Origin of the sequence: Ramlibacter henchirensis (assembly GCF_004682015.1) — a bacterium.
Taxonomy (GTDB): domain Bacteria; phylum Pseudomonadota; class Gammaproteobacteria; order Burkholderiales; family Burkholderiaceae_C; genus Ramlibacter; species Ramlibacter henchirensis.
This window is the reverse complement of the sequence record NZ_SMLM01000001.1, coordinates 2,490,567-2,516,302: the sequence shown is the minus strand read 5'-3', so window position 1 is coordinate 2,516,302 and position 25,736 is coordinate 2,490,567. Positions and strand designations below refer to the sequence as shown.

General features: G+C 68.6%; 25 protein-coding genes and 1 tRNA gene. 9 read left to right on the top strand and 17 right to left on the bottom strand.

All coding sequences use genetic code 11. The annotated features are described in order from the left end of the window. Nucleotides 1–86: 86 nt before the first annotated feature. From EZ313_RS12435 to EZ313_RS12420, 4 genes are all read left to right on the top strand, one after another. Nucleotides 87–1,109, top strand: a complete 1,023-nt coding sequence (locus tag EZ313_RS12435; protein ID WP_135263451.1) for a S1C family serine protease — start codon at nucleotides 87–89, stop codon at nucleotides 1,107–1,109. 64 nt (nucleotides 1,110–1,173) lie between these two features. Continuing rightward, nucleotides 1,174–2,181, top strand: a complete 1,008-nt coding sequence (locus EZ313_RS12430; protein ID WP_135263450.1) for an AAA family ATPase — start codon at nucleotides 1,174–1,176, stop codon at nucleotides 2,179–2,181. Next, a complete protein-coding gene (locus tag EZ313_RS12425; protein ID WP_135263449.1) occupies nucleotides 2,162–3,154 on the top strand; it encodes a DUF58 domain-containing protein in 993 nt (330 codons plus the stop codon). Before EZ313_RS12430 ends, EZ313_RS12425 begins: the two co-directional genes overlap by 20 nt. A 160-nt stretch (nucleotides 3,155–3,314) precedes the next feature. Beyond that, complete coding sequence (locus EZ313_RS12420; RefSeq protein ID WP_135263448.1) at nucleotides 3,315–4,358, top strand: VWA domain-containing protein; 1,044 nt, start codon at nucleotides 3,315–3,317, stop codon at nucleotides 4,356–4,358. 32 nt (nucleotides 4,359–4,390) lie between these two features. Here EZ313_RS12420 and lolD read toward each other — a convergent pair whose 3' ends face one another. Both lolD and EZ313_RS12410 read right to left on the bottom strand, forming a co-directional pair. Next, nucleotides 4,391–5,074 carry a lipoprotein-releasing ABC transporter ATP-binding protein LolD gene (gene lolD / locus EZ313_RS12415; protein WP_135263447.1) on the bottom strand — a complete coding sequence of 228 codons (684 nt, stop codon included), beginning with the start codon at nucleotides 5,072–5,074 and terminating at the stop codon, nucleotides 4,391–4,393. Next, nucleotides 5,067–6,326 (bottom strand): lipoprotein-releasing ABC transporter permease subunit, encoded by a 1,260-nt coding sequence (locus tag EZ313_RS12410; protein ID WP_135263446.1) that lies wholly within the window; start codon nucleotides 6,324–6,326, stop codon nucleotides 5,067–5,069. The genes lolD and EZ313_RS12410 overlap by 8 nt, the downstream gene beginning before the upstream one ends. Nucleotides 6,327–6,378: 52 nt before the next feature. Here EZ313_RS12410 and EZ313_RS12405 point away from each other — a divergent pair, with 52 nt between their 5' ends. Beyond that, a complete protein-coding gene (locus tag EZ313_RS12405; RefSeq protein WP_135263445.1) occupies nucleotides 6,379–7,332 on the top strand; it encodes a phosphoglycerate mutase in 954 nt (317 codons plus the stop codon). Beyond that, entirely contained in the window at nucleotides 7,329–9,041 is a 1,713-nt protein-coding gene (recJ, locus tag EZ313_RS12400; protein WP_135263444.1) for a single-stranded-DNA-specific exonuclease RecJ, read from the top strand. The genes EZ313_RS12405 and recJ overlap by 4 nt, the downstream gene beginning before the upstream one ends. Here recJ and EZ313_RS12395 read toward each other — a convergent pair. Together EZ313_RS12395 and EZ313_RS12390 are read right to left on the bottom strand one after the other, a co-directional pair. Continuing rightward, the gene (locus EZ313_RS12395; RefSeq protein ID WP_135263443.1) at nucleotides 9,038–9,355 is read right to left on the bottom strand and encodes a hypothetical protein; all 318 of its coding nucleotides are present in this window, start codon (nucleotides 9,353–9,355) and stop codon (nucleotides 9,038–9,040) included. The two genes, recJ and EZ313_RS12395, sit on opposite strands and share 4 nt — an antisense overlap. Before the next feature lie 178 nt (nucleotides 9,356–9,533). Then, the gene (locus EZ313_RS12390; protein WP_135263442.1) at nucleotides 9,534–9,830 is read right to left on the bottom strand and encodes a hypothetical protein; all 297 of its coding nucleotides are present in this window, start codon (nucleotides 9,828–9,830) and stop codon (nucleotides 9,534–9,536) included. A 101-nt stretch (nucleotides 9,831–9,931) separates the two neighbouring features. Here EZ313_RS12390 and EZ313_RS12385 point away from each other — a divergent pair, with 101 nt between their 5' ends. Continuing rightward, complete coding sequence (locus tag EZ313_RS12385; RefSeq protein ID WP_135263441.1) at nucleotides 9,932–10,855, top strand: delta(1)-pyrroline-2-carboxylate reductase family protein; 924 nt, start codon at nucleotides 9,932–9,934, stop codon at nucleotides 10,853–10,855. Here the strand turns inward: EZ313_RS12385 and dcd are convergent. The 6 genes from dcd to EZ313_RS12355 all read right to left on the bottom strand — a co-directional run bounded on the left by dcd (nucleotide 10,836) and on the right by EZ313_RS12355 (nucleotide 16,539). Further along, nucleotides 10,836–11,402 carry a dCTP deaminase gene (gene dcd, locus EZ313_RS12380; protein WP_135263440.1) on the bottom strand — a complete coding sequence of 189 codons (567 nt, stop codon included), beginning with the start codon at nucleotides 11,400–11,402 and terminating at the stop codon, nucleotides 10,836–10,838. The two genes, EZ313_RS12385 and dcd, sit on opposite strands and share 20 nt — an antisense overlap. A gap of 90 nt (nucleotides 11,403–11,492) precedes the next feature. Beyond that, the gene (guaD, locus tag EZ313_RS12375; protein ID WP_135263439.1) at nucleotides 11,493–12,788 is read right to left on the bottom strand and encodes a guanine deaminase; all 1,296 of its coding nucleotides are present in this window, start codon (nucleotides 12,786–12,788) and stop codon (nucleotides 11,493–11,495) included. Nucleotides 12,789–12,846: 58 nt separating this feature from the next. Further along, nucleotides 12,847–13,917: a BMP family ABC transporter substrate-binding protein gene (locus tag EZ313_RS12370; RefSeq protein WP_135263438.1), complete on the bottom strand. Its 1,071-nt coding sequence runs from the start codon at nucleotides 13,915–13,917 to the stop codon at nucleotides 12,847–12,849. A 166-nt stretch (nucleotides 13,918–14,083) separates the two neighbouring features. After that, a complete protein-coding gene (locus EZ313_RS12365) occupies nucleotides 14,084–14,857 on the bottom strand; it encodes a type III pantothenate kinase (RefSeq protein WP_135263437.1) in 774 nt (257 codons plus the stop codon). A gap of 4 nt (nucleotides 14,858–14,861) precedes the next feature. Beyond that, nucleotides 14,862–15,797, bottom strand: a complete 936-nt coding sequence (locus EZ313_RS12360) for a hypothetical protein (protein ID WP_135263436.1) — start codon at nucleotides 15,795–15,797, stop codon at nucleotides 14,862–14,864. A gap of 76 nt (nucleotides 15,798–15,873) precedes the next feature. Beyond that, nucleotides 15,874–16,539: a helix-turn-helix transcriptional regulator gene (locus tag EZ313_RS12355; RefSeq protein WP_135263435.1), complete on the bottom strand. Its 666-nt coding sequence runs from the start codon at nucleotides 16,537–16,539 to the stop codon at nucleotides 15,874–15,876. Nucleotides 16,540–16,690: 151 nt separating this feature from the next. Between EZ313_RS12355 and EZ313_RS12350 the strand changes: the two genes are divergently transcribed. After that, nucleotides 16,691–17,656: a response regulator gene (locus tag EZ313_RS12350; protein WP_135263434.1), complete on the top strand. Its 966-nt coding sequence runs from the start codon at nucleotides 16,691–16,693 to the stop codon at nucleotides 17,654–17,656. 207 nt (nucleotides 17,657–17,863) lie between these two features. On the opposite strand, the gene secA is transcribed toward EZ313_RS12350, so the two are convergent. Further along, nucleotides 17,864–20,650: a preprotein translocase subunit SecA gene (secA, locus tag EZ313_RS12345; RefSeq protein ID WP_135263433.1), complete on the bottom strand. Its 2,787-nt coding sequence runs from the start codon at nucleotides 20,648–20,650 to the stop codon at nucleotides 17,864–17,866. A 120-nt stretch (nucleotides 20,651–20,770) separates the two neighbouring features. Next, a complete protein-coding gene (locus EZ313_RS12340; protein WP_135263432.1) occupies nucleotides 20,771–21,724 on the bottom strand; it encodes a M23 family metallopeptidase in 954 nt (317 codons plus the stop codon). Between the two features lie 23 nt (nucleotides 21,725–21,747). Between EZ313_RS12340 and EZ313_RS23605 the strand changes: the two genes are divergently transcribed. Further along, nucleotides 21,748–22,056 (top strand): hypothetical protein, encoded by a 309-nt coding sequence (locus EZ313_RS23605; RefSeq protein WP_135263431.1) that lies wholly within the window; start codon nucleotides 21,748–21,750, stop codon nucleotides 22,054–22,056. Nucleotides 22,057–22,104: 48 nt separating this feature from the next. Here EZ313_RS23605 and EZ313_RS12330 read toward each other — a convergent pair. From EZ313_RS12330 to EZ313_RS12310, 5 genes are all read right to left on the bottom strand, one after another. Then, nucleotides 22,105–22,179, bottom strand: a tRNA-Thr gene (locus EZ313_RS12330). 49 nt (nucleotides 22,180–22,228) lie between these two features. Further along, nucleotides 22,229–22,729: a ClpXP protease specificity-enhancing factor gene (locus EZ313_RS12325; protein WP_135263430.1), complete on the bottom strand. Its 501-nt coding sequence runs from the start codon at nucleotides 22,727–22,729 to the stop codon at nucleotides 22,229–22,231. Nucleotides 22,730–22,828: 99 nt separating this feature from the next. Beyond that, nucleotides 22,829–23,440, bottom strand: coding sequence for a glutathione S-transferase N-terminal domain-containing protein (locus EZ313_RS12320; RefSeq protein WP_135263429.1), 612 nt, complete (start codon nucleotides 23,438–23,440; stop codon nucleotides 22,829–22,831). Nucleotides 23,441–23,536: 96 nt separating this feature from the next. Beyond that, nucleotides 23,537–24,298: a cytochrome c1 gene (locus EZ313_RS12315; RefSeq protein ID WP_135263428.1), complete on the bottom strand. Its 762-nt coding sequence runs from the start codon at nucleotides 24,296–24,298 to the stop codon at nucleotides 23,537–23,539. 19 nt (nucleotides 24,299–24,317) lie between these two features. After that, nucleotides 24,318–25,730, bottom strand: coding sequence for a cytochrome b (locus EZ313_RS12310; RefSeq protein WP_135263427.1), 1,413 nt, complete (start codon nucleotides 25,728–25,730; stop codon nucleotides 24,318–24,320). Between the last annotated feature and the right edge of the window lie 6 nt (nucleotides 25,731–25,736).

Here is a 25,736-nt window from a genome sequence, read left to right as displayed (position 1 = left end):
TGCACCGCGCAGCAAACCGTGATACCGTGTGCTCTCGCTTTCCAGGGTTCTTGAAGCGAACCCTTCGTTGTGGACAAGGTGATCCGATGCGCAGGCCAGCTCTCTACAGCTCCAGCCGTCCGGCTCCTGCGCACCCGGCTCGAGCCGCAGCGCAGGAAGCACCCGAGGCGGCAACCCCTTCCGCCCCCCAACCCGCAGCACCGGCCCGCAAGCGCCGTTTCAATCTCTCCAGCCCAGCCATGATGTGGGCGGCCATCGCGCTGCTCGCTGCGATGCTGGCCGCCAGCCTCACGCTCAACCTGCGGCCGGGCCAGCAGCGCATCACGCAGAAGGACATCAACGCGGCGGTGCTCAAGACGCTTGAAACCCAGCAGTTGCCCTCCGAGTACGCCAAGGCATACGAGAACGTGCGGCCATCGGTCGTGCGCGTCGTGAGCTACGTGAAGAAGAGCCGGCTGAAGGAAGAGCCGCCAAGCCGGCTGCCGCAGCGCACGCCCAAGGCCAAGCCCGAAGCGATCGATCCCGCGAACAAGGTCGAGCGGCCCTCCGCCTCGGGTGACGAGGAAGAAATCGAAGCCGGCGTCGGCACGGGCGTGGTGATCGTGGACAAGGGAATCATCCTGACCAACCTGCACGTGGTCTCCGGCGCGGACAGCATCAAGGTGACGTTCCACGACGGCCTGGAGGCGTCGGCCACGATCACCGGCGTGCAGGCCGAGAACGATCTCGCGGTGCTGCAGGCCGCGAAGATCCCCGACGACATGATCGCGGCCACCATGCGGTCCACCGGCGACCTGGGACCGGGCGACAAAGTGCTGGCCGTCGGCTTCCCGTTCGGCATCGGGCCTTCCGCTTCCGGCGGCGTGATCTCCGGCCTGAAGCGCTCGTTCCGCTCGCCGGAGGGCAAGCAGGAGATGAGCAACCTCATCCAGTTCGATGCGGCCGCCAACCCCGGCAATTCCGGTGGCCCGCTGGTCACGATGGATGGCGAAGTGGTCGGCATCGTCACCGCCATCCTCAATCCCACCCCGGCGCGCACCTTCCTCGGCATCGGTTTCGCCGTACCCATCGAGAACGCCGCGCAGGCCGCCGGCCTGCCGCCCTTCTGAGCGGCAATTGCGCCTTTCATCCCGTCCGCCCCTTCCTCCATCCAACAGAGAAAGCACGCCTGCAATGGATTCCACGACGCGCCAGGACACCGCCACTGCCAAGCTCATGGAGCAGATCCTCTATGAGGTCAAGCGCATCGTGGTCGGGCAGGACCGCTTCCTCGAACGCGTGATGGTCGCCATGCTCGCCCAGGGCCACCTGCTGGTGGAAGGCGTGCCGGGACTGGCCAAGACGCTGACAGTCAAGACGCTGGCCAGCACGGTGCGCGGCCACTTCAAGCGCATCCAGTTCACGCCCGACCTGGTGCCGGCCGACCTGGTGGGCACGCGCATCTACAACCAGAAGAACGGCGACTTCAGCACCTCGCTCGGCCCGGTGTTCACCAACCTGCTGCTCGCCGACGAAATCAACCGCGCCCCCGCCAAGGTGCAGAGCGCGCTGCTCGAAGTGATGCAGGAGCGCCAGGTCACGATCGCCGGCGAGACGCACAAGGTGCCCAGCCCGTTCCTGGTGATGGCGACGCAGAACCCGATCGAGACCGAGGGCACCTATCCGCTGCCGGAAGCGCAGGTGGACCGCTTCATGATGAAGGTGCTGGTCGACTACCCCACCGACGAGGAGGAGTACGTGATCGTCGAGCGCGTCACCGGCCCCGCGGTGGACGTGTCGCCCGTGGCCACCACGGAGCAGCTGGCGACGCTGCAGCACGAGTGCCGCCGCGTGTACGTCGATCCGTCGCTGGTGCAGTACGCGGTGAAGCTGGTGTCCGCCACGCGCAACCCGGAGCGGCACGGCATGAAGGAGCTGCGCCGCTTCATCACCTTCGGCGCCAGTCCGCGCGGCACCATCAGCCTGACCGAGGGCGCGCGTGCTCTGGCCATGCTCCGGGGACGCACCTACGCCTTGCCCGAGGACATGACCGACCTGGTGAGCGACGTGCTGCGCCACCGCCTGGTGCTGTCGTACGAGGCCCTGTCCGAAGGCATGAACGCCGATGCCGTGATCGGGCAGATCATGGCCAGGATTCCGGCGCCGGCCCGCCCGCTCGAACATGAAAAACTGGCTGCGTAGGGCGCCTGCGGCGCCCCAGCCCGTTGCCGAACCGGCGCCCGCGCCGGGCGGCGCCGCCGAGCGCGTGCTCAAGCGCCTCGAGTGGACGGTCATCCGCCGGCTCGATGGCTTGCTGCAAGGCGACTACCGCACGCTGATGCGCGGTGCGGGGCTGGACCTGGCCGACCTGCGCGAGTACCAGCACCACGACGACGTGCGCCACATCGACTGGAACGTCACCGCCCGCACCGACACGCCGCACGTCCGCGTCTTCACCGAGGACCGCGAGATGGCCGCGTGGTTCCTGATGGACCTGAGCCCGTCGGTCGACTTCGGTTCGGGCGAGCAGCGCAAGCGCAATGTCTCGGCCGAGTTCGTGGCCGTGCTGGCGCGCATGCTCACCCGACACGGCAACCGCATCGGCGCGATGCTCTACGGCTCCGGCGTGGACACGGTGATCCCGACCCGCGGCGGCCGCCGCCATGTGCTGCACCTGCTGCACACGCTGCAAGACCGCCCCAGCATCAAGGAGGGCGGTCCGACGCGGCTGCGCGACCTGCTCGATTCGGCCGCCGGCCTGATCAGGCGCCGCTCCACGGTGTTCGTCGTGTCCGACTTCATCAGCGAGCCGGGCTGGGAGCGCGCGCTCGCGCTGCTGGCCCAGCGCCATGAGGTGGTGGCCGTGCGGGTGCTCGATCCGCTGGAGCTGCAGCTGCCGGACCTGGGCCTGCTGACGCTGCGCGACGCGGAGACCGGCGAGCAGGTGCTGGTGGACACGCACGACGCGGGCTTCCGCAAGCGCTTCGCCCGCATCGCCGCCCAGCGCGAAGCCGACCTGCGGCAGGCGCTGATGCAGGCCGGCGTCGACGCGCTCGAGCTTTCCACCGACGCCGACCTGGTCGACGCGGTGATCCGCTTCACCGAAATGCGCAAGCGCCGCACCCGCCTCTCGGCCGGCGGCGGGATGCCGGCGCACCTCAAACACGCCGCCTGATGAACACGCCCACCCCCGAAGCGGCCTTCGGCCGCCTCCCCCTCAAGGGGGCGCCACCAGCGGCCCAGCAAAGCCGGTTCCGCGGTGGCCGCTTGCATGTCCCGGTCGATCGCACGCCGTGCGCGATGCGAACTCCGTTTAGCGAATGACGGGAGGTCCGATGCATTTCCTCTGGCCCGAATTCCTCTGGCTGCTGCTGGCCCTGCCGCTGCTGGTGGTGACGTATGTCTGGCTGCTGCGCCGCAAGAAGAAGATGGCGGTGCGCTACGCGTCGCTGTCGATCGTGAAGGAAGCGATGGGCGCCGGCCAGAGCATCAAGCGCCACATCCCGCCCGTGCTCTTCCTGCTGGCCATGACGGCGATGCTGCTGGCGGCAGCGCGGCCGCATGCGGTCGTGACGCTGCCGTCGAACCAGCAGACCATCATCCTGGCCATGGACGTGTCGGGCAGCATGCGCGCCGCGGACGTGCAGCCCAACCGCCTGGTTGCGGCCCAGAACGCCGCCAAGTCCTTCATCGGCGACCTGCCGCGTCATGTGAAGGTCGGCATCGTCGCCTTCGCCGGTTCGGCGCAAGTGGCCCAGCTGCCGACGGTGAACCGGGACGACCTGATCACCGCGATCGACCGCTTCCAGCTGCAGCGCGCCACGGCCACCGGCAACGCCATCGTCATCTCCCTGGCCACGCTGTTCCCCGACCAGGGCATCGAACTCGCGGCCATGCAGGGCAGCGGCCGCGAGCGGCAGCGTGGCTTCGCCATCGATGCCGACAAGAAGGAGAAAAAGGAGTTCACTCCCGTCGCTCCGGGTTCGTACAGCTCGGCCGCGATCATCATGCTGACCGACGGCCAGCGCACCACGGGCGTGGACCCTCTCGAAGCCGCCAAGATGGCCGCCGACCGCGGCGTGCGCGTCTACACGGTGGGCATCGGCACGGTGGACGGCGAAACCATCGGCTTCGAAGGCTGGTCCATGCGCGTGCGCCTCGACGAAGAGACGCTCAAGGCGATCGCGCAGAAGACCCAGGCCGAGTACTTCTACGCCGGAACGGCGCAGGACCTGAAGAAGGTCTACGAGACGCTCAGCTCCAAGCTGACGGTGGAGAAGAAGGAGACCGAGATCTCGGCGCTGATGGCGATGGCCGCGGCCGCGCTGGCGCTGTTGTCGGCGGGGCTGTCGCTGCTGTGGTTCAACAGGATCCTTTGACGCTTCGCGTCAAAAGGCCCGGTTGCCGTTGATCAAGCGAGGCGACCCGACGTTAGCCGCAGCTGCCTTCCGCAGCGCGCCGCCAGCGCCTCGTCGTGCGTCACGAGCACGAACGCCGTTCCGCGCTCATGGGCCAGGTGCAGCATCAGGTCGAAAACCGCGTCGGCCGTCACGCGGTCCAAGTTGCCGGTGGGCTCGTCCGCCAGCACGCAGTCAGGTCGCGTGACCAGCGCCCGCGCGATCGCGACGCGCTGGCGCTCGCCGCCGGAAAGTTCGGCGGGACGATGCCCCAGTCGATGCCCCAACCCCACCGCCTCCAGCGTTTCGGTTGCCGCGGCGGCGCAGGCCTCGGGCGATTCGCGCCGGATGCGCAGCGGCATGCCGACGTTGTCGAGCGCACTGAATTCCGGAAGCAGGTGATGGAACTGGTACACGAACCCCAGGTGCTTGTTGCGCAGGTCGCCCTGTTTCGCCTGATTCAGCGAAGCCATCGCGTGACCGGCCAGCTGCACCGACCCCGCCGTGGGCGCGTCCAGGCCGCCGAGGAGGTGCAGCAGCGTGCTCTTGCCCGAGCCGGAGGCGCCGACGATGGCCACCGTTTCGCCGCTTTCGACGTCGAGGTCCACGCCGCGCAGCACCTCCACGTCCAGGCCGCCTTCGGTGAACCGCTTGGCCAGGCCGCGGGCCTGGAGCACGGGCGCGCCGTTCTCATTCATAGCGAAGCGCCTCGGCCGGGTTGACGCGGCTCGCTCGCCAGCTCGGGTACAGCGTGGCCACGAAGGCCAGCACCAGCGAGATCACCGCGATCGGCACGATGTCGCCGCTTTGCGGGTCGCTGGGCATGCGGCTGATCAGGTAGATGTCGCGCGGCAGGAAGCTCGCGCCGAGGGCGGTCTCCAGCGCCGGCACGATGACGTCGATGTTGAGGGCGATCGCCAGCCCGAGCAGCAGGCCGGCCAGCGTGCCGATCACGCCGACGGTGGCGCCCTGCACGACGAAGATGCCCATGATGCTGCGCGGACTCGCGCCCAGCGTGCGCAGGATCGCGATGTCGGCCCGCTTGTCGGTGACGGTCATCACCAGCGTGCTCACCAGATTGAAGGCGGCCACCGCGACGATCAGCGTCAGGATGATGAACATCATCCGTTTTTCCAGTTGCACGGCCGCGAACCAGGTGCGGTTCTGGCGCGTCCAGTCCCGCACCACCACCGGCCCGGTGAGCACTTCGCTCGCCAGATGCGCGGCGACTTCGCGCGCCTGGTGCAGATCGGCGAGCTTCAGGCGCACCCCCGTCGGGCCTTCGAGGCGGAACAGCCGCTCCGAGTCCTGCAGGTGCATCAGCACCAGCCCGCTGTCGTATTCGTAATGGCCGGAGTCGAAGGTGCCCACGACGGTCATCTGCTTCAGCCGCGGCACGATGCCGGCGGGCGTGACCTGCCCGCCGGGCGCGATCATCGTGACGGGATCGCCCTCCCGGACGCCGAGCGCCCGCGCCAGCTCCGCGCCGAGCACCACGCCGAACTCGCCCGGCGCCAGCCGCTCCAGCACGCCGGCGCGCACGGTGCGCGCGAGGTCCGTCACCTCGGGTTCGCGCGCGGGGTCGATGCCGCGCACCAGCGCGCCACGCATGTCCTCGCCGCGCGCGATCAGCGCCTGCGCGGCGACGAAGGGCGCGGCGCCCCGCACCTGCGGATGGCTGCGCGCCTCGCGCATGGTGCGGTCCAGGTCGGGCAGCACGCCGCCGCCGGGTCCGTACACCTCGATATGCGACACCACGCCCAGCATGCGGTCGCGCACTTCCTTCTGGAAGCCGTTCATCACCGACAGCACGATGATCAGCGCCGCCACGCCCAGCGCGATGCCGAGCATGGAAACGCCGGAGATGAAGGAGATGAAGCCGTTGCGGCGGGTCGCCCGCCCGGCCCGGGTGTAGCGCCAACCCAGCACCAGCTCGTAGGGGACGCGCATGGTCGTGAAATAGGTTTGAGGCGGGATTTTGGCATCCGCGACAATCCCGGCCATGTCGGACGGTGACCACTTGTTGATTCCCTTCGCCGCGAGCGGGGAACCGGGCTGCCGCGAGACCCTGCAGGGGCTGTCCCTGCCGCACCTGGAGCGGCTGGCCGCGCGCCTTGCGCCCGACGACGCGGAGCCGGGCGACGAACGCTCCTTCTCGATGCCCTACGAGCGCGTGCTCGCACGCGAATGCGGGCTGGCCGCGCCCGACGGTCTTCTGCCTTTCGCCGCCTGGGAAATGCGGCAGGGCGGCCGCGATCCCGGCATCGCCGGGTGGGCCTGGGTGACGCCCTGCCACTGGCGCGTGGGCACGGACCATGTCTTCATGCTGCACCCGCAAGACCTCCAGCTCGATGCGCAGGAATCGCAGGCGCTGCTGGCCGCGATGCAGCCTTACTTCGAGCAGGACGGCATCCGGCTCGCCTACGAAGCGCCCACGCGGTGGCTAGCCGAGGGCGAGCTGTTCGCGAAATTGCCGTGCGCGTCGCTGGACAGAGTCGTCGGCCGCGTCATCGATCCCTGGATGCCGCGCGGCGACGCCGGCAAGCCGCTGCGCCGCCTGCAGCAGGAGATGCAGATGCTGCTGTACACGCATGCGGTGAACGAGGAGCGCACCCGGGGCGGACAGCTGCCGGTGAATTCCTTCTGGGTCAGTGGCAACGGCGCTTTGCCCGAAGGCGCCGCTCGCACACCGAGAGGCGGCATGCGACTCACCAACTCCCTGCGCGACGCGGCCCTGCTGCGCGACTGGCGCGCGTGGGCCGCGGCCTGGCAACAGCTCGATGAACGCGAATGCGCGCGACTCGAACGAGCGCTCGACCAGGGCCTCTCCGTCGCGATCACCCTCTGCGGCGACCGCTCCGCACGCACCTGGCGCAGCGGCGGCGCGGGCTGGCGGCGCCGCATCACTTCCGTTTTCTCCCGCCGGCGGACCGCCGACCTGCTGGCCGACCTATGAAGATCATCACCCGCGACATCCCGCCCCGCGCGGCCTGGACCCTCGAACAGGCCGGCATCCATCCCCTGCTCGCCCGCCTCTACGCCGCCCGCGGCGTGGTCGCACGCGACGAACTGGACGACGGCCTCGCGCGCCTGCTGCCTCCTTCGGACCTCAAGGGCGCGCAGGAAGCGGCGGTGCTGCTCGCCGACGCGATCGCGGCGCAGCGGCGCCTGTGCATCGTGGCCGATTACGACTGCGACGGCGCGACCGCCTGCGCCGTCGGCGTGCGGGGCCTGCGCCTGCTCGGCGCGCGCCACGTCGACTACCTCGTTCCCGACCGCGTGGCCGACGGCTACGGCCTCACACCCGCGATCGCGCGGCGAGTGAAGGAGACGGGCGCGGAGTTGCTGATCACCGTGGACAACGGCATCGCCAGCGTCGAGGGCGTCGCGGCCGCCAACGCGCTCGGCCTTCAGGTGCTGGTGACCGATCACCACCTGCCCGGCCCGCAGCTGCCGGACGCCGCGGTCATCGTCAATCCCAACCAGCCGGGCTGCAGCTTCGAGAGCAAGTCCATCGCAGGCGTCGGCGTGATGTTCTACGTGCTGCTGGCGCTGCGGGCCGAGCTGCGCTCGCGCGGCGCGTTCGATGCGGCATCGCAACCCAAATTGGACGCGCTGCTGCCGCTGGTTGCGCTCGGAACGGTCGCGGACGTGGTCAAGCTCGATCCCAACAACCGCCGGCTGGTCGCCCAGGGTCTGAAGCGGATCCGCGCGGGCGCGCTGCCTTGCGGCCTGGCCGCCCTGTTCAGCGCCGCCGGCCGGAAATCGCAGGCCGCGACGACGTTCGATTTCGGCTTCGCTCTCGGCCCGCGCATCAACGCGGCCGGACGACTGGCCGACATGCGACTGGGCATCGAGTGCCTGCTCACGGACGATGCCGCGCGCGGGGCCGAACTCGCGGCGACGCTCGACGGCATCAACCGGGAGCGCCAGGGACTGGAAGGCGAGATGCGCGAGCAGGCGCTGCAGATCGCCGAAGCCCTGTTCGACGAAGGCGAGGAGCCGCCCGCGGCGCTGTGCGTGTTCGATCCCGACTTCCACGAGGGCGTGGTGGGCATCGTCGCCTCACGCCTGAAGGATCGATTCCATCGCCCCACGTTCGTCTTCGCGGCGAGCCAGGCGCCGGGGCGCGAGCACGAGCTCAAAGGTTCGGGCCGTTCGATCCCGGGCTTTCACCTGCGCGACGCGCTCGACCTGGTGGCCAAGCGCCATCCTGGGGTGCTGCTTCGGTTCGGCGGCCATGCGATGGCGGCCGGCTGCACCATCGCCGAGGAGCACCTCGACAACTTCGAGCAGGCGCTGGCCACCGTGGCGCAGGAATGGCTGGATGCTGCGACGCTGATGCGGCGCCTGCACACCGACGGCCCGCTGGCGCCCGAGTACCGCCGGCCCGACCTCGTGGACACGCTGCACGAACAGGTGTGGGGCCAGGGGTTCGCGCCGCCGGTGTTCAGCGAGGAGATGGACGTGCTGTCGCAGCGCCTGGTCGGCGAGCGCCACCTGGCCCTGAAGCTGCGTCACCAGGGGCAGCCCGTCGACGGCATGTGGTTCGGCCGCACCGAGCCGCTGCCGGCCCGGGCGCGCATCGCTTACCGGCTCGAAGCGGATGAATGGCAGGGTGCGCGGCGGGTGCGCTTCCTGATCGAGGGGATGGAGTCGGCCTAGAGGCGGTGGCCCCAGCCGTGCTCGTCGTCGAAGTAGGCGAACAGCCGCACGGCGATGCGCCGCAGTTCGTCGTCGGGCAGCGTCTGGGCGCGCGCGAGCTGCCACATCGCGTACTCGCGATCGCCCAGCATCATGGAAGAACTCACGCAGCGGCCATGGCCCGCCATCAGCAACGTGAACGTGCCCAGCAGCTCGGTGGGGCAGTAGCGCGTGGAGGACGCCGGCAGGTCGAAATCGTCACTCGCCTCCAACGATGCGGCCTGCTCCGTGCCTGCTTCCTGCAGGGCCGGATCGGCGAGACGGGCTGGATTCATGGCGGGCTCCCTGGCGATGTTTTCTTGATCAAACGATAGGCAGCGGCACGGCACGGACCAGTCGGCGGCTGTGCCTTGGGCCTGTCGGACGCCAGCTCAACACGGGCGGGCAAAACGGTGCGTCCGCCGCGGTGAAAACGCGCACGCCGCCGCAGGACAGGGGCGCGCCAAGGATGGGTCAGCGGGAGACGAGGGTCACCGGCGCGCCGGATTCGGCGGCGGCGGGACGGCTGGTGCCAGGGATGAACGGCACGGCACAGCTTCCGATGGTGGACTGCGCCAGGTACTGCAGGCAGTCGGCATGCGCCATGCGCTGCACTTCCACCGCGGCGCGCCGGTTCTCGGCCTTGCGCACCTGGTGGCTGCACAGGAGGTAGAACGCCATCAGCTGCGTCGCCACCACGCCGCACAGGGCCAGCCAGAAGGCGGGCTGGCGGGACATTGCTTGGCGGGACTCGAGCAGGCGCGACGGCATGGAACGCTCCGATGGATTCTTCGTTCGATGCTAGGAACGCGTTGCGTCACCTGCTTTCCGTGCCAAACGCGAATGGCGGTAGGACAAAATCGCGTGCTCGCATGAATCCCATCCTTGACGCGGACGGCACAGCGCAGAGCCTCGAGGCGGTCGCGCTGGCACGCGCGATCGAAGCCCTGCTGCTCGATGCAACGGTCCAGGTACCGGCACGCCTGGTGCAGCCGCTGCCCGGGGGCGGCAGCCTATTCGTGATGCCGGCGCTGGACGCGCGCATCGCGATCACGAAGCTGATCACTTTCACGCCGGCGAATGCGGGCACGGGCAGGCCTGCGATCCAGGGCGACGTGGTCGTCTTCGATGTCGCGACCGGCGAACGGTTGTTCGTGCTGGACGGACCCACGGTGACGGCGCGGCGCACTGCCGCGGTCTCGCTCTTGGCGGCGCAGAAGCTGGCGGCCGGGAAGAAGGGACCGCTGCTGATCGTCGGCGCGGGCGCGCAAGGTCGGGCGCATCTCGAAGCGTTCGCGAAGGGGCTGCCGCTGTCGGGCGTGATGGTTGCGTCGCGCAGTGATGCCAGTGCGCAGGCGCTCGTCGAACACGCGCAGACGCTCGGCGTGCCGGCCACGGTCGTGAGGGACCCCGACGAGGCGCTGGCGCACTGTCCACTGGTGGTCACCTGCACGCCGGCCGACGGCGTGGTGCTGCGCGCGCGGCCGCGCGCCGATGCCTTCATCGCGGCAGTGGGCGCCTTCACGCCGCGCATGGTGGAACTCGCGCCGGACTTGTGCCGGCATGTCGCCGATCAAGGCAGCATCGTCGTGGACACCGCCGACGCAGTGCACGAGGCCGGCGACCTGATCCAGGCGGGACTGGACGTGGCGCGTTATCCAACGTTGAAGGACGTGGTGGAAGGCCGCGTCAAGGCGCGGTCCGGGCCCGTGCTGTTCAAAAGCTGCGGCTGGGCGGGCTGGGACCTCGCCGCGGCGCGCGCGGCGCTGGCGGCGCTCAGGCCTTCGGCAGCGTGACGCCGCGCTGGCCCTGGTACTTCCCGCCGCGGTCCTTGTAGCTGGTCTCGCAGGTCTCGTCGCTCTCGAAGAACAGCACCTGCGCGCAGCCCTCGCCAGCGTAGATCTTGGCGGGCAGCGGCGTGGTGTTGGAGAACTCCAGCGTGACGTAGCCCTCCCACTCGGGCTCGAAGGGCGTGACGTTGACGATGATCCCGCAGCGCGCGTACGTGCTCTTGCCCAGGCAGATCGTCAGCACGTTGCGCGGGATGCGGAAGTACTCCAGCGTGCGCGCCAGCGCGAAGCTGTTGGGCGGGATGATGCAGACGTCGTCGTGGAAGTCGACGAAGCTTTTCTCGTCGAAGTTCTTCGGGTCCACCACCGTGCTGTGGATGTTGGTGAACACCTTGAACTCGGGTGCGCAGCGGATGTCGTACCCGTAGCTGGACGTCCCGTAGCTGATGACGCGCCGGCCGTCCACCTGCCGGATCTGCCCGGGCTCGAAAGGCTCGATCAGCCCGTGCTCCTCGGCCATGCGCCGGATCCACTTGTCGCTCTTGATGGTCATCGCGCGCTCTCCTGCCGCCATTCTAGGTGCCGTGACCTGACCGCTTTTTCCCACCAGGACGTGCGGTGGGCTCAGGTCAGCCTGGTTCGCCTAAGAATCGTCTGCGGGCATGCCGTCCACGTACACCCGCTCGACCAGACGGTCGTCGCCCAGCACGATCAGGGAGAACAGCAGTTCGTCGAGGTTGCGCGCATTGGCCACCTTGCGCGCCAGCAGCGGCGTGGCCTGAGGGTTGAGCACCAGGAAGTCGGCCTCGCAGCCGGGCTGCAGGTTGCCGATGACGCCCTCGAGCCCGAGCGCCTGCGCCGCGCCCGCCGTGTGCTGCCACCAGAGGTTCTGCGGGCTGAGGCTCACACCCGGCTTGGTCTGGCCCTCCCGGCCCACGTAGTACGCAGCCAGCATCGTGTGGAACGGGCTGAAGCTGGTGCCGCCGCCGACATCGCTTGCCAGCCCGTAGCGGAAGCCCACGCGCTGCGCGCCGTCGTAGTCGAAGAAGCCGCTGCCCAGGAACAGGTTGCTCGTGGGGCTCACCGCAGCGGCCGCGCCGGTGTCGCGCATCAGCGCGCGGTCGTCGTCGTCGAAGTGGATGCAGTGCGCGTAGACGGCGCGCTCGCGCATCAGGCCGAAGCCCTCGTACACCGCGAGGTAGCTGCGCGCGTGCGGAAACAGCTCGCGGGCCCAGCGCACCTCGTCGCGGTTCTCGGCCACGTGCGACTGGATCCAGACGTCGGGGTACTTCGCGGCGAGTTCCCCTGCCCCGCGCAGCTGCGCTTCCGTGCAGCTGGGCGCGAAGCGCGGCGTGATCGCATAGCCGAGGCGGCCCTGGCCGTGCCAGCGGCGGATCAGCGCTTCGGTGTCTGCGAGCGAGCGCTCGGTTTCGTCTCGAACACCGTCGGGCGAATGGCGGTCCTGCAGCACCTTGCCCGCGATCAGCCGCAGCCCGCGCGATTGCGCCTGCGCCATCAGCGCATCGACCGACGCGGGATGCGAAGTCGCGAACGTCAGCGGCGTGGTGACGCCGTTGCGCAGCAGCTCGTCGAGAAACACCTTCGCCACCGGCCCGGCATAAGCCGGGTCGGCGAAGCGCGCCTCGTGCGGGAAGGTGTAGTTCTCGAGCCAGGGTAGCAGGCCGTCGGCGGGCGAGCCGATGACGTCGGTCTGCGGGAAATGCACGTGCAGGTCGATGAAGCCCGGTGCGAGCAGGCGGCCCGGCAGGTGCTCGACCGAGACGCCCGGGTAATTGGGCGAAAGCGCGGACCAGGCGCCCGCGGCGCGCACGCGGCGAGTGCCGTCCGTGCCGGGGCCGATGAGCAGCAGCCCGTCCTCTTCGTAGAGGGCCGAACCGTCGTCGGCGAAGCGCAGCAAGGCGGCTCGGTAGGCTTTCATGTTCTTGATCCTGGATCCCCGCATGCGCGGGGATGACGTCGGCGCTCTTGCGCCCACGTCATTTTGGGATCTTGCCCTGCACGCCCGATACGAGAAAGTTCATGGACAGTATCTGCTCGTCGGTCATGGCCGAGCCGGCCGGCACGATGGCGCGCCCGTCGTTGTCGTTGATCGGGCCATTGAAGGGCTTGAGGCGCCCTTCGGCGATGTCGCGCTGGCGCGCCAGCACCTCGTCGCGCACCGGCTGGGGCATCTTCGGGCCGAAGTGCTCGACCCGCACCATGCCTTCCCGCACGCCGCCCCAGACGTTGCCGCTGCGCCAGCCGCCGTCCAGCACGTTGCGAGTGCGACGGGTGTAGTAGTCGCCCCAGTGATGCGTCACGGCGAGCAGTTGCGCGTCCGGCGCGGCGAAGCGCATGTCGGAGTGGTAGGCGATCGCCAGCTTGCCGCGCTCCTGCGCCGCCGTCATGACCGCGGTGGAGGCGGTGTGGAAGGCGACGACGTCCACGTCCTGGTTGAACAGCGACAGCGCCGCCTCGCGCTCGCGCGGCGGGTCGAACCAGGCGTTGAGCCATAGCACCTTGACCTGCGCCTGCGGGTTGACCGACCGCATGCCGAGCGTGAAGGCGTTGATGCCCTGCAGCACCTCGGGGATCGGAAAGCCCGCGACATAACCGGCCACGTTCGTCCGCGTCATGCGGCCGGCTGCAACTCCGGCGAGGTATCGGCCCTCGTAGTAGCGCGCGTTGGCCGTCGCCACGTTGGGCGCGGTCTTGTAGCCGGTGATGGATTCGAACTTCACGTCGGGGAATTCGCGCGCGACCTTCAGCGTGGGTTCCATGTAGCCGAAGCTCGGCGTGAAGATCAACTTGTGGCCCTGCCGCGCCAAATCGCGCAGCACGCGCTCGGCGTCGGGTCCTTCGGGCACGTTCTCGATCGAGCGCGTTTCGACACGGTTGCCCAGCGCGGCCTGCACCGCCTTGCGGCCTTCCTCGTGCTGGCGCACCCAGCCCGCTTCGGTGAGCGGCGCGACGTGGATGAAGCCGACCTTCAGCGGCGCGGAGGTCTGCGTGGCGGCGGGCAGGGAAAACAAGGCGGCCGCGAATGCGGCAGCGAGGTTTTTGTACATGGTGTTCCTCTACATGGCCCAAAAATTGTCCCCCCCGAAGCGGCCTGCGGCCGCCTCCCCCCGAGGGGGCGCCACCAGCGGCCCGGCGAAGCCGGTTCCGCGGTGGCCGTTGAATGGGAAATTGCCGCTGAGGGCGCAGCGGCACTTGCAATTCTAAGAGGTGGCGTCAGGCGGCCGCGAAGCGGTGGGCCGCGATCTCCAGGAGGCCGTCGAAGATGAGGCTGTCCACCAGCTCGAACGGAATCGTCATGTGCGGCGCCATCTTCCAGCCCGCGCCGCCGGTCATGAAGCAGGCCGGCTCGGCGCCGCAGTGGCGGCGCACGTGCTGCACCATGCGCTCGATCGCGCCCGCGATGGCGTAGGTGCCGCCGCTGGTGAGCGCGTCGCTGGTGTTGGTCGGGAACTCGCGCACGTCGCCGGTGGGCACATGCAGGCCGGCGGTGCCGGATTCGAGCGCGCGCAGCATGATGCCGTGGCCCGGCAGGATGAAGCCGCCCAGGAAGCGGCCGGCCTCGTCGACCGCCTCGACCGTCACGGCGGTGCCCACCATCACGACCACCATCGGCCGCGCCGGGCCTTCCGCGAGCAGCCGCTGCCTCGCGCCGATCATCGCGATCCACCGGTCCGCGCCCAGCCGCCCGGGATGGTCGTAGCCGTTGGTGAGCCCGCATTCGGCCGCCGTGGCGTAGACCCATTGCGCCCGCAGATCCCAGGCTTCCTCGAGCTGTTCCTCCGCCCGGCGCCGCACCGCATCTCCCGCCACCGCGCAGCCCAGCATGCGCTTTGGTGCGGCCATCCCGGCCCAGGGGCCCTCGGCGAGCTGCTCGATGTTCTCGAGGAACTCCGCGCCGTGGTCCAGCACCGGCGAGCCCGGGCGCGGGTCGGCATGCACCGCCCACTTCAGGCGCGTGTTTCCGATGTCGATGAGGAGGACGGACACGCCTTCAGGCGGCGGCCGAGAGCTGCTCGCCCAGGATGGACAGGCACTGCGCCTGCGAATCTTCCTGCGTGCGCAGCTGCTCGCATTCGGCCAGCAGCTTGTCCAGGCGCCTGCGCAGGTGCTTGTGGGCCTCCTTCGGACCGTCGAGGTTCAGGCCCGACGTCTTGCCCTCGGCCGCCGCGCGGGCGAGCGTGCCGAGCTGCGAACGCCACTCCTTGGCCTCCTGGCCAAGCGCTTTCTGCAGGGATGCCTGCAGTCCGAGGCGACGGTCGGCGCTCGCGCGCGTCTGCTGGTGGACCTGCTGGGCGGCGGCCACCGCCGCGCGCAGCAGCTTGAGCCGGGCCACCAGCGTCTCGCAGCGGGCGTTGTCCGCGCGGATCTGCTCCTGCGCGCCGGTGTCCGCGCCCGCCTGCGCCTCACGCGTCTTGAGCTGGTTGCGCATGTCCTGCAGCCAGCGCGCGCCCTGGTCGATGATCTTGTCCAGCGCGCGGTATTCCACCTCCAGCTCCACCAGCGTGCGGTCGCCCGCGGCTGCGTGCGGCTGCTCCTGCCGGAACAGCGCCGACAGTTCAGCCGGAAGGGTCTTGATCACCGAATCGATCTCCTCGACCTGGGCCGCGAACTCGGCGCCCGCGGTGCGGTTCTTGCCTGTCACGGTGGCCCACAGCCCCTTGGGCTGCAGCAGATCGAAATCCAGCGAGGGCAGCACCTGCGCGAGGCGGTCCAGCACCGGCTCGACGGCAGCGGCGCGCGAGGAGGTGGATTGCTCCTGCAACTGCGTCCGCAGTTCCGAGAGGCGGTTGACGTGCTGGTGGCCGGCATCGGCCGCCATCTGGTCCAGGAAGGCCGCCGGCGAGATCGGCGCCCTGACGGTGGACGCCACTTGCGCCAGCTTGGCCGGCGTCATGAGGGAAGCCGTACGTTCGTTGGAGGTGTCCATGGGCGGGGGTGGCGAGGGGTGGGCGCCAATATACCGCTCCGGCGGCGGCTTTCCCGCGGCGCGGCAGAGCCGCCGATCAGATCGCGCCGAGCCAGCAGGCGCGCTGGATGGCCGCCAGCTTGCTGTCGACGCGCAGCTTGCCCATGGCGTTGGCCAGGTGGTAGTTCACCGTGCGTTCGGAGCAGCGCAGCTGCAGGGCGCTTTCCTTCGCGGTGAGGCCCTGGAAGGCTAGCACCAGGCATTGGCGCTCGCGCGGGCTGAGCGTGGACCGCTCGGCGGCGATGCAGCGCCGCACCACCGGCCAGACATTCAGCGCCGACCACACCAGAGAGGCGGCCTCCGCCCGGTCATTGAGTTCACGCGGGCTGAACATGAAGCATTCGAACGCGCGGCCCGCGGGCAGCGGGAACTCGACGCGCACGACGGTCTGGAAGCCGTGCGCCATCCACAGCAGACGCCAGCGGGCGGCGTGCTGGTCGGCCTTTGCGATGTACTGCCAGGCCACCATCGGCGCGTCCGAGTCGCGCCAGCGCGCGCCGAAGTCGTGGCTTTGCGCCAGCGCCTGGGCGGCGGCGTCGAGGCTCGGGGGATGGACGGCGACCACCTGGCGGTCGTCGCTGGTGCCGAAGGGGTCGGGGCCGAGGACCGCGATCGCCTCGACCGACGACTCGCGCAAGGCGCTGACCCATTCGCTCAGGACGGTGTCGAGATCCGAACTGTCAAAATTAGCAGGTTTCGACATCGACACGGTCGTGTTCTCGCACGGGGCTGAGACAATAGCAGTTCCGTGTGCCCCAGGCTGAGCTTTCCGCCCCTCCCATGATCCATCCGACATCCTCGCTGGCGCAGGAGATGTGGACAGCGGCGCGCCGGCGGGCGGGAACCCAGGGCGCATGACCTTTCCGCTGTTCAAACGGCCCGGCACGCTCGTCTTCCTGGACGACGACGCCGACTATCTCGAGATGCTCGCCCTGATGCTGCCGCGCAAGTGGCGCGCGAGGCTGTTCGTGCAGCCGCGCGAATGCATCCGCCAGCTGCAGCAGGAACGGCCCTTCTGGGAAGCCGACGCCTGGTACCAGCAGCAGCTGGTGGACCAGTGGCGGGCCGGCCGGCCGCTGGTGCCGCAGGTCCTCGAATACTGGGCGCGCCAGACCGAAAGGTTCTCCCTCACCAGCGTCTGCGCGGTGGACTACTCGATGCCGGAGATGGACGGCCTGCAGGCGCTCGCGGAACTGGGCGACTGGCCGGGCGCGCGCGTGCTGCTCACCGGCCAGGCCGACGACCAGGTCGCCATCGACGCCTTCAACGCCGGACTGATCCAGCAATTCATCCCCAAGCAGACGGCCGACATCGCCGCCCGTTTGCTGGAAGTCGTGGATCGCCTTCAGGGCACGCCGCATCCGACCCACGCCCAGACCTGGCGCGCGACGCTGCGCCCGGAGCAGGCCGCGTTGCTGCGCAACCCCGCGATCGAGCGCGAACTCGCCACGCTCGCCGACAAGCACTGGGTGGAGCACATCGTGATCGGCGACCCCTTCGGCGTGATCGGCCTGGATGCTGCCGGTTCCCCCAGCTGGCTGCAGCTGGAAACCGGCGCGGGCCTGCCCGCCCTGGCGGAGCTCGCGCAGCTTGAAGGCGTGGACGCTCCCGTGGTGCAGGACGTCCGGGACGGCCTCAAGCTGGTCGACCTGGAAGTGAGCCAGTCGCTGCGCCGGCCGCCCCAGGTGGCACAGGCCGTGGCGCTCGATGCGGACCGGTCCCTTTTCGCCGCCTGGTTCCCGCTGGAAGCGCAAGGCCTGGCGGACGCCGGCTACAGCCGCTGGCTGGCGCGCCAGCCGCAGCGCCGAATCGACGCCTGAATTCTCCTCAAAGGAGGGCACGGCCAAGGCCTGCGCCCGCGCCGCGCGTGAGCCTGCGCGGCGGCCGCCGGCTGGAGCGGGCAGGGTCCGGCGGGAAATATGGCCTTGCATGGAAGGCGGATTGGAGTGGAACGCGCGCTGCAGCGGGCGGCAGCACCTGTCAGTCCTGACAGGTGAGCACGCGCGGGACGCCACGCGCTGTGGCCTTCAGGCCAACTTGCCGTGGCACTGCTTGTACTTCTTGCCGCTCCCGCAGGGGCAGGGATCGTTGCGGCCCACTCGCGGCATCGTCGCCAGGGCGGCCGCGGCGGCAGTGGCGCGCACCGCGGTGGCCTCGTCCAGCCGGCTCTCGACTTCGCCGGTCTCGTTGGGCGCGGTGTAGGTGACGTTCGAAATGCGCTCGGCGCGCTCCTCCATGTCCTCCGCCGCCTGGTCCAGCTGTTCGCTGGACTGGACGCGCACGGTCATGAGGATCTTGGTGACCTCGTTCTTGACCGAATCAAGCAACTGGCCGAACAGCTCAAAGGCCTCGCGCTTGTACTCCTGCTTGGGCTGCTTCTGCGCGTAGCCGCGCAGGTGGATGCCCTGGCGCAGGTAGTCGAGCGCCGCGAGGTGCTCGCGCCAGTGCGTGTCGATGCTCTGGAGCAGCACCACGCGCTCGAACTGAGTGAAGTTCTGCGGGCCGATCTCCGCCACCTTGCGCTCGAACGCTTCGTGCGAGGCCTTGATCACCATCTCGAGCAGGTCCTCGTCGGTGATGGCGCTGGATTCCTGCACCTGTTTCTGCAGCGGCAACTGGATGCCCCAGTCGTCGGCCAGCGCCTTCTCCAGGCCCGCGATGTCCCACTGCTCCTCCACCGACTCCGGCGGCACATACTGGTGGACCAGGTCGGTGAAGCAGCCTTCGCGCAGCGCGGCGATCTGGGCCGACAGGTCGCCCGCGTCCATGATGTCGTTGCGCTGCTGGTAGATCACCTTGCGCTGGTCGTTGGCGACGTCGTCGTACTCGAGCAGCTGCTTGCGGATGTCGAAGTTGCGCGCCTCCACCTTGCGCTGCGCGCTCTCGATGCTTCGCGTGACGATGCCGGCCTCGATGGCCTCGCCGTCGGGCATTTTCAGGCGGTCCATGATGGCCTTGACGCGGTCTCCCGCGAAGATGCGCATCAGCGGGTCGTCCAGGCTCAGGTAGAAGCGCGAGGAGCCCGGGTCGCCCTGGCGTCCGGAGCGGCCGCGCAGCTGGTTGTCGATGCGGCGCGACTCATGGCGCTCGGTGGCGATGATGCGCAGGCCGCCCTGCTGCACCACGAACTCGTGGTCCTTCTGCCACTCCGACCGCAGCTCGGCGATGCGCTGCTGCTTGGCCGCAGGGTCCACCGATTCGTCCGCCTCCACCGCCTCGACGGCCTTTTCCACGTTGCCGCCCAGCACTATGTCGGTGCCGCGGCCCGCCATGTTGGTGGCGATGGTGATCATCTTCGAGTGGCCGGCCTGCGCCACGATCTCGGCTTCGCGCGCGTGCTGCTTGGCGTTCAGCACCTGGTGCGGCAGGCCTTCCTTGATCAGCAGCTGGTCGATGATCTCGGAATTCTCGATCGAGGTCGTGCCCACCAGCACCGGCTGGCCGCGCCCGTAGCACTCCTTGATGTCCTCGATGGCAGCCTCGTACTTCTCGCGCGTGGTCTTGTAGACGCGATCGAGCTGGTCCTCGCGGCGGCTCGGCTTGTTGGGTGGGATCACGACGGTCTCCAGGCCGTAGATCTCCTGGAACTCGTAGGCTTCGGTGTCGGCCGTGCCGGTCATGCCCGCCAGCTTGGCGTAGAGGCGGAAGTAGTTCTGGAAGGTGATGGACGCCAGCGTCTGGTTTTCCGGCTGGATCGGCACGCCTTCCTTGGCTTCCACGGCCTGGTGCAGGCCGTCGCTCCAGCGGCGTCCGGCCATCAGGCGGCCGGTGAATTCGTCGACGATGACGACTTCCATCTTGCCTTCTTCGCCGCGCTGCACGACGTAGTGCTGGTCGCGGTGGTACAGGTGCTTGGCCCGCAGCGCCGCGTACAGGTGGTGCATCAGGGTGATGTTGGCCGGGTCGTACAGCGAGGCGCCCTCGGGGATCAGGCCGAGGTTGAACAGGATGCGCTCGGCGTTCTCGTGGCCCTGCTCGGTGAGGTAGACCTGGTGGGTCTTCTCGTCCACGGTGAAGTCGCCCGGCTTGATGATGCCCTCGCCCGTGCGCGGGTCGGCTTCGCCTTCCTGCTTGGTCAGCATCGGCACCACCTTGTTGATGGCGACGTACAGGTCGGTGTGGTCCTCGGCCTGGCCGCTGATGATCAGCGGCGTGCGCGCCTCGTCGATCAGGATCGAGTCCACCTCGTCGACGATGGCGTACTGCAGGCCGCGCTGCACGCGGTCGGCCGGCTCGTACACCATGTTGTCGCGCAGGTAGTCGAAGCCGAACTCGTTGTTCGTGCCGTAGGTGATGTCGGAGCGGTAGGCTGACTGCTTCTGCTCGCGCGGCATGTGCGGCAGGTTCACGCCCACCGTCAGCCCGAGGAAGTTGTACAGCTTGCCCATCCACTGGGCGTCGCGGTTGGCCAGGTAGTCGTTGACCGTGACGACGTGGACGCCCTTTCCGGTGAGCGCGTTGAGGTACACGGACAGCGTCGCGGTAAGCGTCTTGCCCTCACCGGTGCGCATCTCGGCGATCTTGCCGTTGTGCAGCGCCATGCCGCCCAGCAGCTGCACGTCGAAGTGGCGCATCTTCATGACGCGCTTGGAGCCTTCGCGCACGACGGCGAAAGCTTCGGGCAGCAGCGCATCGAGCGCCTCGCCCTTGGCCACCCGGTCCTTGAACTCCTCGGTCTTGCCGCGCAGCTGCTCGTCGTTCAGCTGCTCCAGCTGCGGCTCCAGCGCGTTGATCTGGTCGACGACCCGGCGGTACTGCTTGAGCAGCCGGTCGTTGCGGGATCCGAAAATCTGGGTCAGGAAGTTCTTGGCCATGAACGCGATGCTGCCCTGCCGGCCCGAAGGCCCGACAGGGCAGCGCAGTCCTTAGATGCTGCAGCAGTTGGGGGTCACCGCCGGCCGCCGCAAGCGGCAGCCGGGGTAAAGGGGAAGATTTTACCGCCGGGCCGCAGCGGCAATCCGGCTGGAACCCATGCCGGGCAGGTGGGCGCCCGCGTTGAGGAACTTCTGCGGATCCTGGGGCACGCCGTCGAGCATCACCTCGAAGTGCAGATGCGGACCGGTCGAGCGGCCCGTCGACCCCACCTCGGCGATCTTCTGGCCGCGCTTGACCAGGTCGCCCTTGCGGACCAGCACGCGCGAGGCGTGCGCGTAGCGCGTGACCAGGCCGTTGCCGTGATCGACCTCGACCATGTTGCCGTAGGCATGGTGCGGCTCCTGGGTGACGACCACGCCGCCGGCGGCGGCCAGGATGGCCGTGCCGGTGTCGGCCTGGAAGTCCAGCCCGGTGTGCAGGGCCGAGCGGCCGGTAAAGGGATCGATTCGATAGCCGAAAGCCGAACCCGCGCGCACGCCGTTCACGGGATGCTGGGTGGGCACCATCATCTTGCGCACGCGCTGGTCGAAGAGGCGCGACTCGACCACGGTCAGCAGGTCCACGCGGTTGTCCGCCACGGCGTCCAGGTCGGACAGCGTGGTCTGCAGTTCCTCCATCGAAAGCGGCCGGCCGGAAACCAGGGCGCCGCCGCGGGCGGGCACGGTCTTGATCTCGGCCGGATTGACGCCGGCCAGGCCCGATACGCGCTCGCCGAGCGCTTCCAGCTGCACCAGCTTGGCCTGCATCTCGCCGACGCGGCGAGCCATGGCGTCGAGGTTCTCGCGCATGTAGCGCTCGCGCTGCTCGATCTCGTCCTGGACCACCAGCCGCACGATCGCACCGACGACGGGCCAGCCCTCGCGTGCGCCCTTGAGGATGACCCAGTGGTACAGCGTCGCCACCGTCATCGCGAGCAGCAGCGAGAGTCCGCACAACGCGACCCCCAGCCGGCGGCCGCTCAGGTGAATGGCGCGGCTCTTGGCGAGCCAGGCGTCCGTGATAATGAAGTTCATTTCGCTTCTCCTCCATCCGCCCTTTGGACCGAAGACTCCATCCCGTCACCCTGCAGCAGGCCGCCGAGGACTCGCCCACTCTGGCGAGGCTGGCGGAGCTGGCGCGGGAATCCGGTGCACGGCTCCGGGCGATCGAATCGCTCCTCCCCGCGGGATTGCGATCCGCCGTCAAGCCCGGTCCCATCGAGGGAACGGCCTGGTGCCTGCTGGTGGAAGGCAACGCCGCGGCCGCGAAACTGAGACAGGTACTGCCTGCGTTGCAAGCTCAGCTGTGCGACCTGGGATGGCAGGTTACAGCAATCAGAATCCGGGTCCAGGCCGCGGGCAGGTGAGCCGCCGGACGGGCTTGACAGCGAGCCGAACGGCGGGAAGCGTGAAATTGGTGCCGATTGTCGGGATCGAACTGACGACCTACCGCTTACAAGGCGGTTGCTCTACCACTGAGCTAAATCGGCTTGGCCGGAAATTCTAGGGCGCGCCGCGGCCGCAGGGCGCGTCCCGGGCTCACTTGACCCGCTTGAGCGTGGGCCGGGGCCCCGTGGGGGGCTTGGGCGGATCGCCGTCCGGCGCGCCGCCGCCACCCGCCTCGGGCGTGACCAGCTGGACCACCTTGCCTTCGTCCGAGGACGTGCCGGCGGCGGGCACGCTGCTCAGGGGCGAAGGCCTGGACGGCTCGGCACCGGGCGCCGGCACCGGGAAGGCCATCCCCTGGCCGTTCTCCCGTGCGTAGATGGCGATGACGCGGTTGACGGGGACCATGATCTCGCGCGCCGTGCCGGCGAACCGGGCCTTGAACTCGATGAACTCGTTGCCCAGCTTGAGCGAGCTGGTGGCGTCGAAGCTGATGTTCAGCACGATCTCGCCGTTCTTGACGTACTCGCGCGGGACCTGGACGGTGTCGTCCACCTGCACCGCGACATAGGGCGTCAGCCCGTTGTCGGTGCACCAGTCGTACAGGGCCCGGATCAGGTACGGGCGCGTGGACGTCGACTCCAGTGCGTTCATCCTAGTTGGCGCGACAGTCGCCGCCGGGCCGCCCCAAGGCGACTGCGGCCCCCTCGGGGGGCAGCGCAGCACACGAAGTGGCAAGCGTGGGGGCCATGATTACTTGCGCATCACCTTTTCGGACGGCGTCAGCGCCTCGATGTAGGCCGGGCGCGAGAAGATGCGTTCGGCGTACTTGAGAAGCGGCGCGGCATTCTTGGACAGCTCGATGCCATAGTAGTCCATGCGCCACAGCAGCGGGGCGATGGCGACGTCGAGCATCGAGAAGTTGTCGCCCAGCATGTACTTGTTCTTGAGGAAGACGGGCGCCAGCTGCGTCAGACGGTCGCGGATGTGCGAGCGGGCCTTCTCCAGCGCCTTCTCGTTGCCCTTGGCGGCGCGCGACTCGAGCGTGCTCACGTGGACGAACAGCTCCTTCTCGAAGTTGAGGAGGAACAGCCGCACGCGCGCGCGGTCCACCGGATCGCCGGGCATCAGCTGCGGATGCGGGAAGCGCTCGTCGATGTACTCGTTGATGATGTTCGACTCGTACAGGATCAGGTCGCGCTCGACCAGGATGGGGACCTGGCCGTACGGGTTCATGACGTTGATGTCCTCCGGCTTGTTGTAGAGGTCGACGTCGCGGATCTCGAAGTCCATGCCCTTTTCGAACAGGACGAAGCGGCAGCGGTGGGAAAACGGGCAGGTGGTTCCCGAGTACAGCACCATCATGTCAATGGCTCCTTGGCAAAAGTGAAAACACGGTCGGCGAGCCGACCGTGTCCGTGAGGAGGCGAGCCGGCGCCGCCGGACAGCGCTCCCGCGTGTCTATCGGACTTCCTTCCAGAAGGCCGCGTTCAGGCGCCAGGCGATCACCGTGAAGACCAGCAGGAACATCAGGACCCAAACGCCGACGCGCACGCGGGTGTTCTGCGCCGGCTCGGCCATCCACTGCAGGTAGCCCACAAGGCCGGCGATCGCCTCGTCGTACTGCACCGGCGACATCGTGCCGGGAGTGACCTGCTTCCAGCCCTTGAACACCTGGGTCTCGTGGCCGTGCGAAGTGACGGTGTCGAACACCGGCTCACGGATGCCCTGCAGCTCCCACAGGACATGCGGCATGCCGACGTTGGGAAACACCAGGTTGTTCCAGCCCGTGGGCTTGGTGGGGTCGCGGTAGAAGGTGCGCAGGAACGTGTAGAGGTAATCGGCGCCCGTGCCGCCGTGGCCGGAGCGGGAGCGCGCGATCAGCGTCAGGTCGGGCGGGTTGGCGCCGAACCATTCCTTGGCCTGCTTGGGGTCGATGGCGGCCTTCATCGTGTCGCCCACCTTGTCGGTGGTGAACAGCAGGTTGTCCTTGATCTGCTGCTCGGTCAGGCCGATGTCGCGCAGGCGGTTGAAGCGCATGAACGCCGCCGAGTGGCAGCTGAGGCAATAGTTGACGAACAGCTTGGCGCCGTTCTGCAGGGACGGCAGGTCGGTCGTCATGTCCGGCGCCTGGTCCCATGCGATGCCTTCGCTTGCCGCGTGCGCGGGCGCAGCCAGCAGGGCCGACAGCGCGACGGCCAGGGAAAGGAGAAGCTTTTTCATTCTGGTCGTGTCCCCGGGATCAGTGCGCGGCGAAGGTGATGCGATCGGGGACGGGCTTGAACTCGCCCAGCCGGCTCCACCAGGGCATCAGCAAGAAGAAGCCGAAGTACAGGACGGTGCCGATCTGCGAAACGAGCTGCCCGACCTCCGACGGCGGCTGCACGCCCAGGTAGCCCAGCACCAGGAACACGGCCACGAACGCGGCGTACACCCACTTGTGCCAGCCCGGGCGGTAGCGGATCGACTTGACCGGGCTGTTGTCCAGCCAGGGCAGGAAGAACAGGATGATCACCGCCGCGCCCATCACCACCACGCCCCAGAACTTGGGGTCCAGCACCAGCATCAGCAGGATGCCCAGGGCGGCGGCGACGAGCGCGACGGCCTTGCCGATCATGCCCATGCGGGAGCGCAGCAGCACGAAGGCGGCCGCCAGCGCGACGAACAGCACCAGCACGTACATCATGTCCGTCGTGATGGCCCGCAGCATCGAGTAGTACGGCGTGAAGTACCAGACCGGCGCGATGTGCGGCGGCGTCTTCAGCGGGTCGGCCGGGATGAAGTTGTTGTACTCGAGGAAGTAGCCGCCGAACTCGGGCGCGAAGAAGATCACCGCCGAGAAGATCATCAGGAACACCGACACGCCCATGATGTCGTGCACGGTGTAGTACGGGTGGAAGGGGATGCCGTCTACCGGCCTGCCGCTGGCGTCCCTGGGCGCCTGCGGGCCCTTGATCTCCACGCCGTCGGGGTTGTTGGAGCCGACGTCGTGCAGCGCCAGGATGTGCGCCACCACCAGTCCCAGCAGCACCAGCGGCACGGCGATGACGTGGAAGCTGAAGAAGCGGTTGAGGGTGGCGTCGCTCACCACGTAGTCGCCGCGGATCAGCAGCGCCAGGTCGGGGCCGATGAACGGAATCGCGGAGAACAGGTTCACGATCACCTGCGCACCCCAGTAGGACATCTGGCCCCACGGCAGCAGGTAGCCCATGAAGGCTTCGGCCATCAGCGTCAGGAAGATGGCGCAGCCGAAGATCCAGACCAGTTCGCGCGGCTTGCGGTAGCTGCCGTACATCAAGGCCTTGAACATGTGCAGGTACACGACGATGAAGAACGCCGAGGCGCCGGTCGAGTGCATGTAGCGCACCAGCCAGCCCCAGGGAACGTCGCGCATGATGTACTCGACGGAGGCGAACGCCGTGCTGGCGTCCGGCTTGTAGTGCATCACCAGGAAGATGCCGGTGACGATCTGGATCACCAGCACCAGCAGCGCGAGCGAGCCGAAGAAGTACCAGAAATTGAAGTTCTTGGGCGCGTAGTACTCGGACAGGTGCGCCTTGTAGAACAGCCCCGCCGACGGGTAGCGGTTGTCGAACCAGTTGGCCAGTTTCTGGCCCATCGTCGCGTTCGGGGAGATTTCCTTGAATTCAGCCATGGTGCT

Coding starts and splice junctions, on each gene's coding strand:
- EZ313_RS12435 (WP_135263451.1), top strand. CDS start 87: ATGCGCAGGCCAGCTCTCTACAGCTCCAGCCGTCCGGCTCCTGCGCAC.
- EZ313_RS12430 (WP_135263450.1), top strand. CDS start 1,174: ATGGATTCCACGACGCGCCAGGACACCGCCACTGCCAAGCTCATGGAG.
- EZ313_RS12425 (WP_135263449.1), top strand. CDS start 2,162: ATGAAAAACTGGCTGCGTAGGGCGCCTGCGGCGCCCCAGCCCGTTGCC.
- EZ313_RS12420 (WP_135263448.1), top strand. CDS start 3,315: ATGCATTTCCTCTGGCCCGAATTCCTCTGGCTGCTGCTGGCCCTGCCG.
- lolD (WP_135263447.1), bottom strand. CDS start 5,074: ATGAATGAGAACGGCGCGCCCGTGCTCCAGGCCCGCGGCCTGGCCAAG.
- EZ313_RS12410 (WP_135263446.1), bottom strand. CDS start 6,326: ATGCGCGTCCCCTACGAGCTGGTGCTGGGTTGGCGCTACACCCGGGCC.
- EZ313_RS12405 (WP_135263445.1), top strand. CDS start 6,379: ATGTCGGACGGTGACCACTTGTTGATTCCCTTCGCCGCGAGCGGGGAA.
- recJ (WP_135263444.1), top strand. CDS start 7,329: ATGAAGATCATCACCCGCGACATCCCGCCCCGCGCGGCCTGGACCCTC.
- EZ313_RS12395 (WP_135263443.1), bottom strand. CDS start 9,355: ATGAATCCAGCCCGTCTCGCCGATCCGGCCCTGCAGGAAGCAGGCACG.
- EZ313_RS12390 (WP_135263442.1), bottom strand. CDS start 9,830: ATGCCGTCGCGCCTGCTCGAGTCCCGCCAAGCAATGTCCCGCCAGCCC.
- EZ313_RS12385 (WP_135263441.1), top strand. CDS start 9,932: ATGAATCCCATCCTTGACGCGGACGGCACAGCGCAGAGCCTCGAGGCG.
- dcd (WP_135263440.1), bottom strand. CDS start 11,402: ATGACCATCAAGAGCGACAAGTGGATCCGGCGCATGGCCGAGGAGCAC.
- guaD (WP_135263439.1), bottom strand. CDS start 12,788: ATGAAAGCCTACCGAGCCGCCTTGCTGCGCTTCGCCGACGACGGTTCG.
- EZ313_RS12370 (WP_135263438.1), bottom strand. CDS start 13,917: ATGTACAAAAACCTCGCTGCCGCATTCGCGGCCGCCTTGTTTTCCCTG.
- EZ313_RS12360 (WP_135263436.1), bottom strand. CDS start 15,797: ATGGACACCTCCAACGAACGTACGGCTTCCCTCATGACGCCGGCCAAG.
- EZ313_RS12355 (WP_135263435.1), bottom strand. CDS start 16,539: ATGTCGAAACCTGCTAATTTTGACAGTTCGGATCTCGACACCGTCCTG.
- EZ313_RS12350 (WP_135263434.1), top strand. CDS start 16,691: ATGACCTTTCCGCTGTTCAAACGGCCCGGCACGCTCGTCTTCCTGGAC.
- secA (WP_135263433.1), bottom strand. CDS start 20,650: ATGGCCAAGAACTTCCTGACCCAGATTTTCGGATCCCGCAACGACCGG.
- EZ313_RS12340 (WP_135263432.1), bottom strand. CDS start 21,724: ATGAACTTCATTATCACGGACGCCTGGCTCGCCAAGAGCCGCGCCATT.
- EZ313_RS12325 (WP_135263430.1), bottom strand. CDS start 22,729: ATGAACGCACTGGAGTCGACGTCCACGCGCCCGTACCTGATCCGGGCC.
- EZ313_RS12320 (WP_135263429.1), bottom strand. CDS start 23,440: ATGATGGTGCTGTACTCGGGAACCACCTGCCCGTTTTCCCACCGCTGC.
- EZ313_RS12315 (WP_135263428.1), bottom strand. CDS start 24,298: ATGAAAAAGCTTCTCCTTTCCCTGGCCGTCGCGCTGTCGGCCCTGCTG.
- EZ313_RS12310 (WP_135263427.1), bottom strand. CDS start 25,730: ATGGCTGAATTCAAGGAAATCTCCCCGAACGCGACGATGGGCCAGAAA.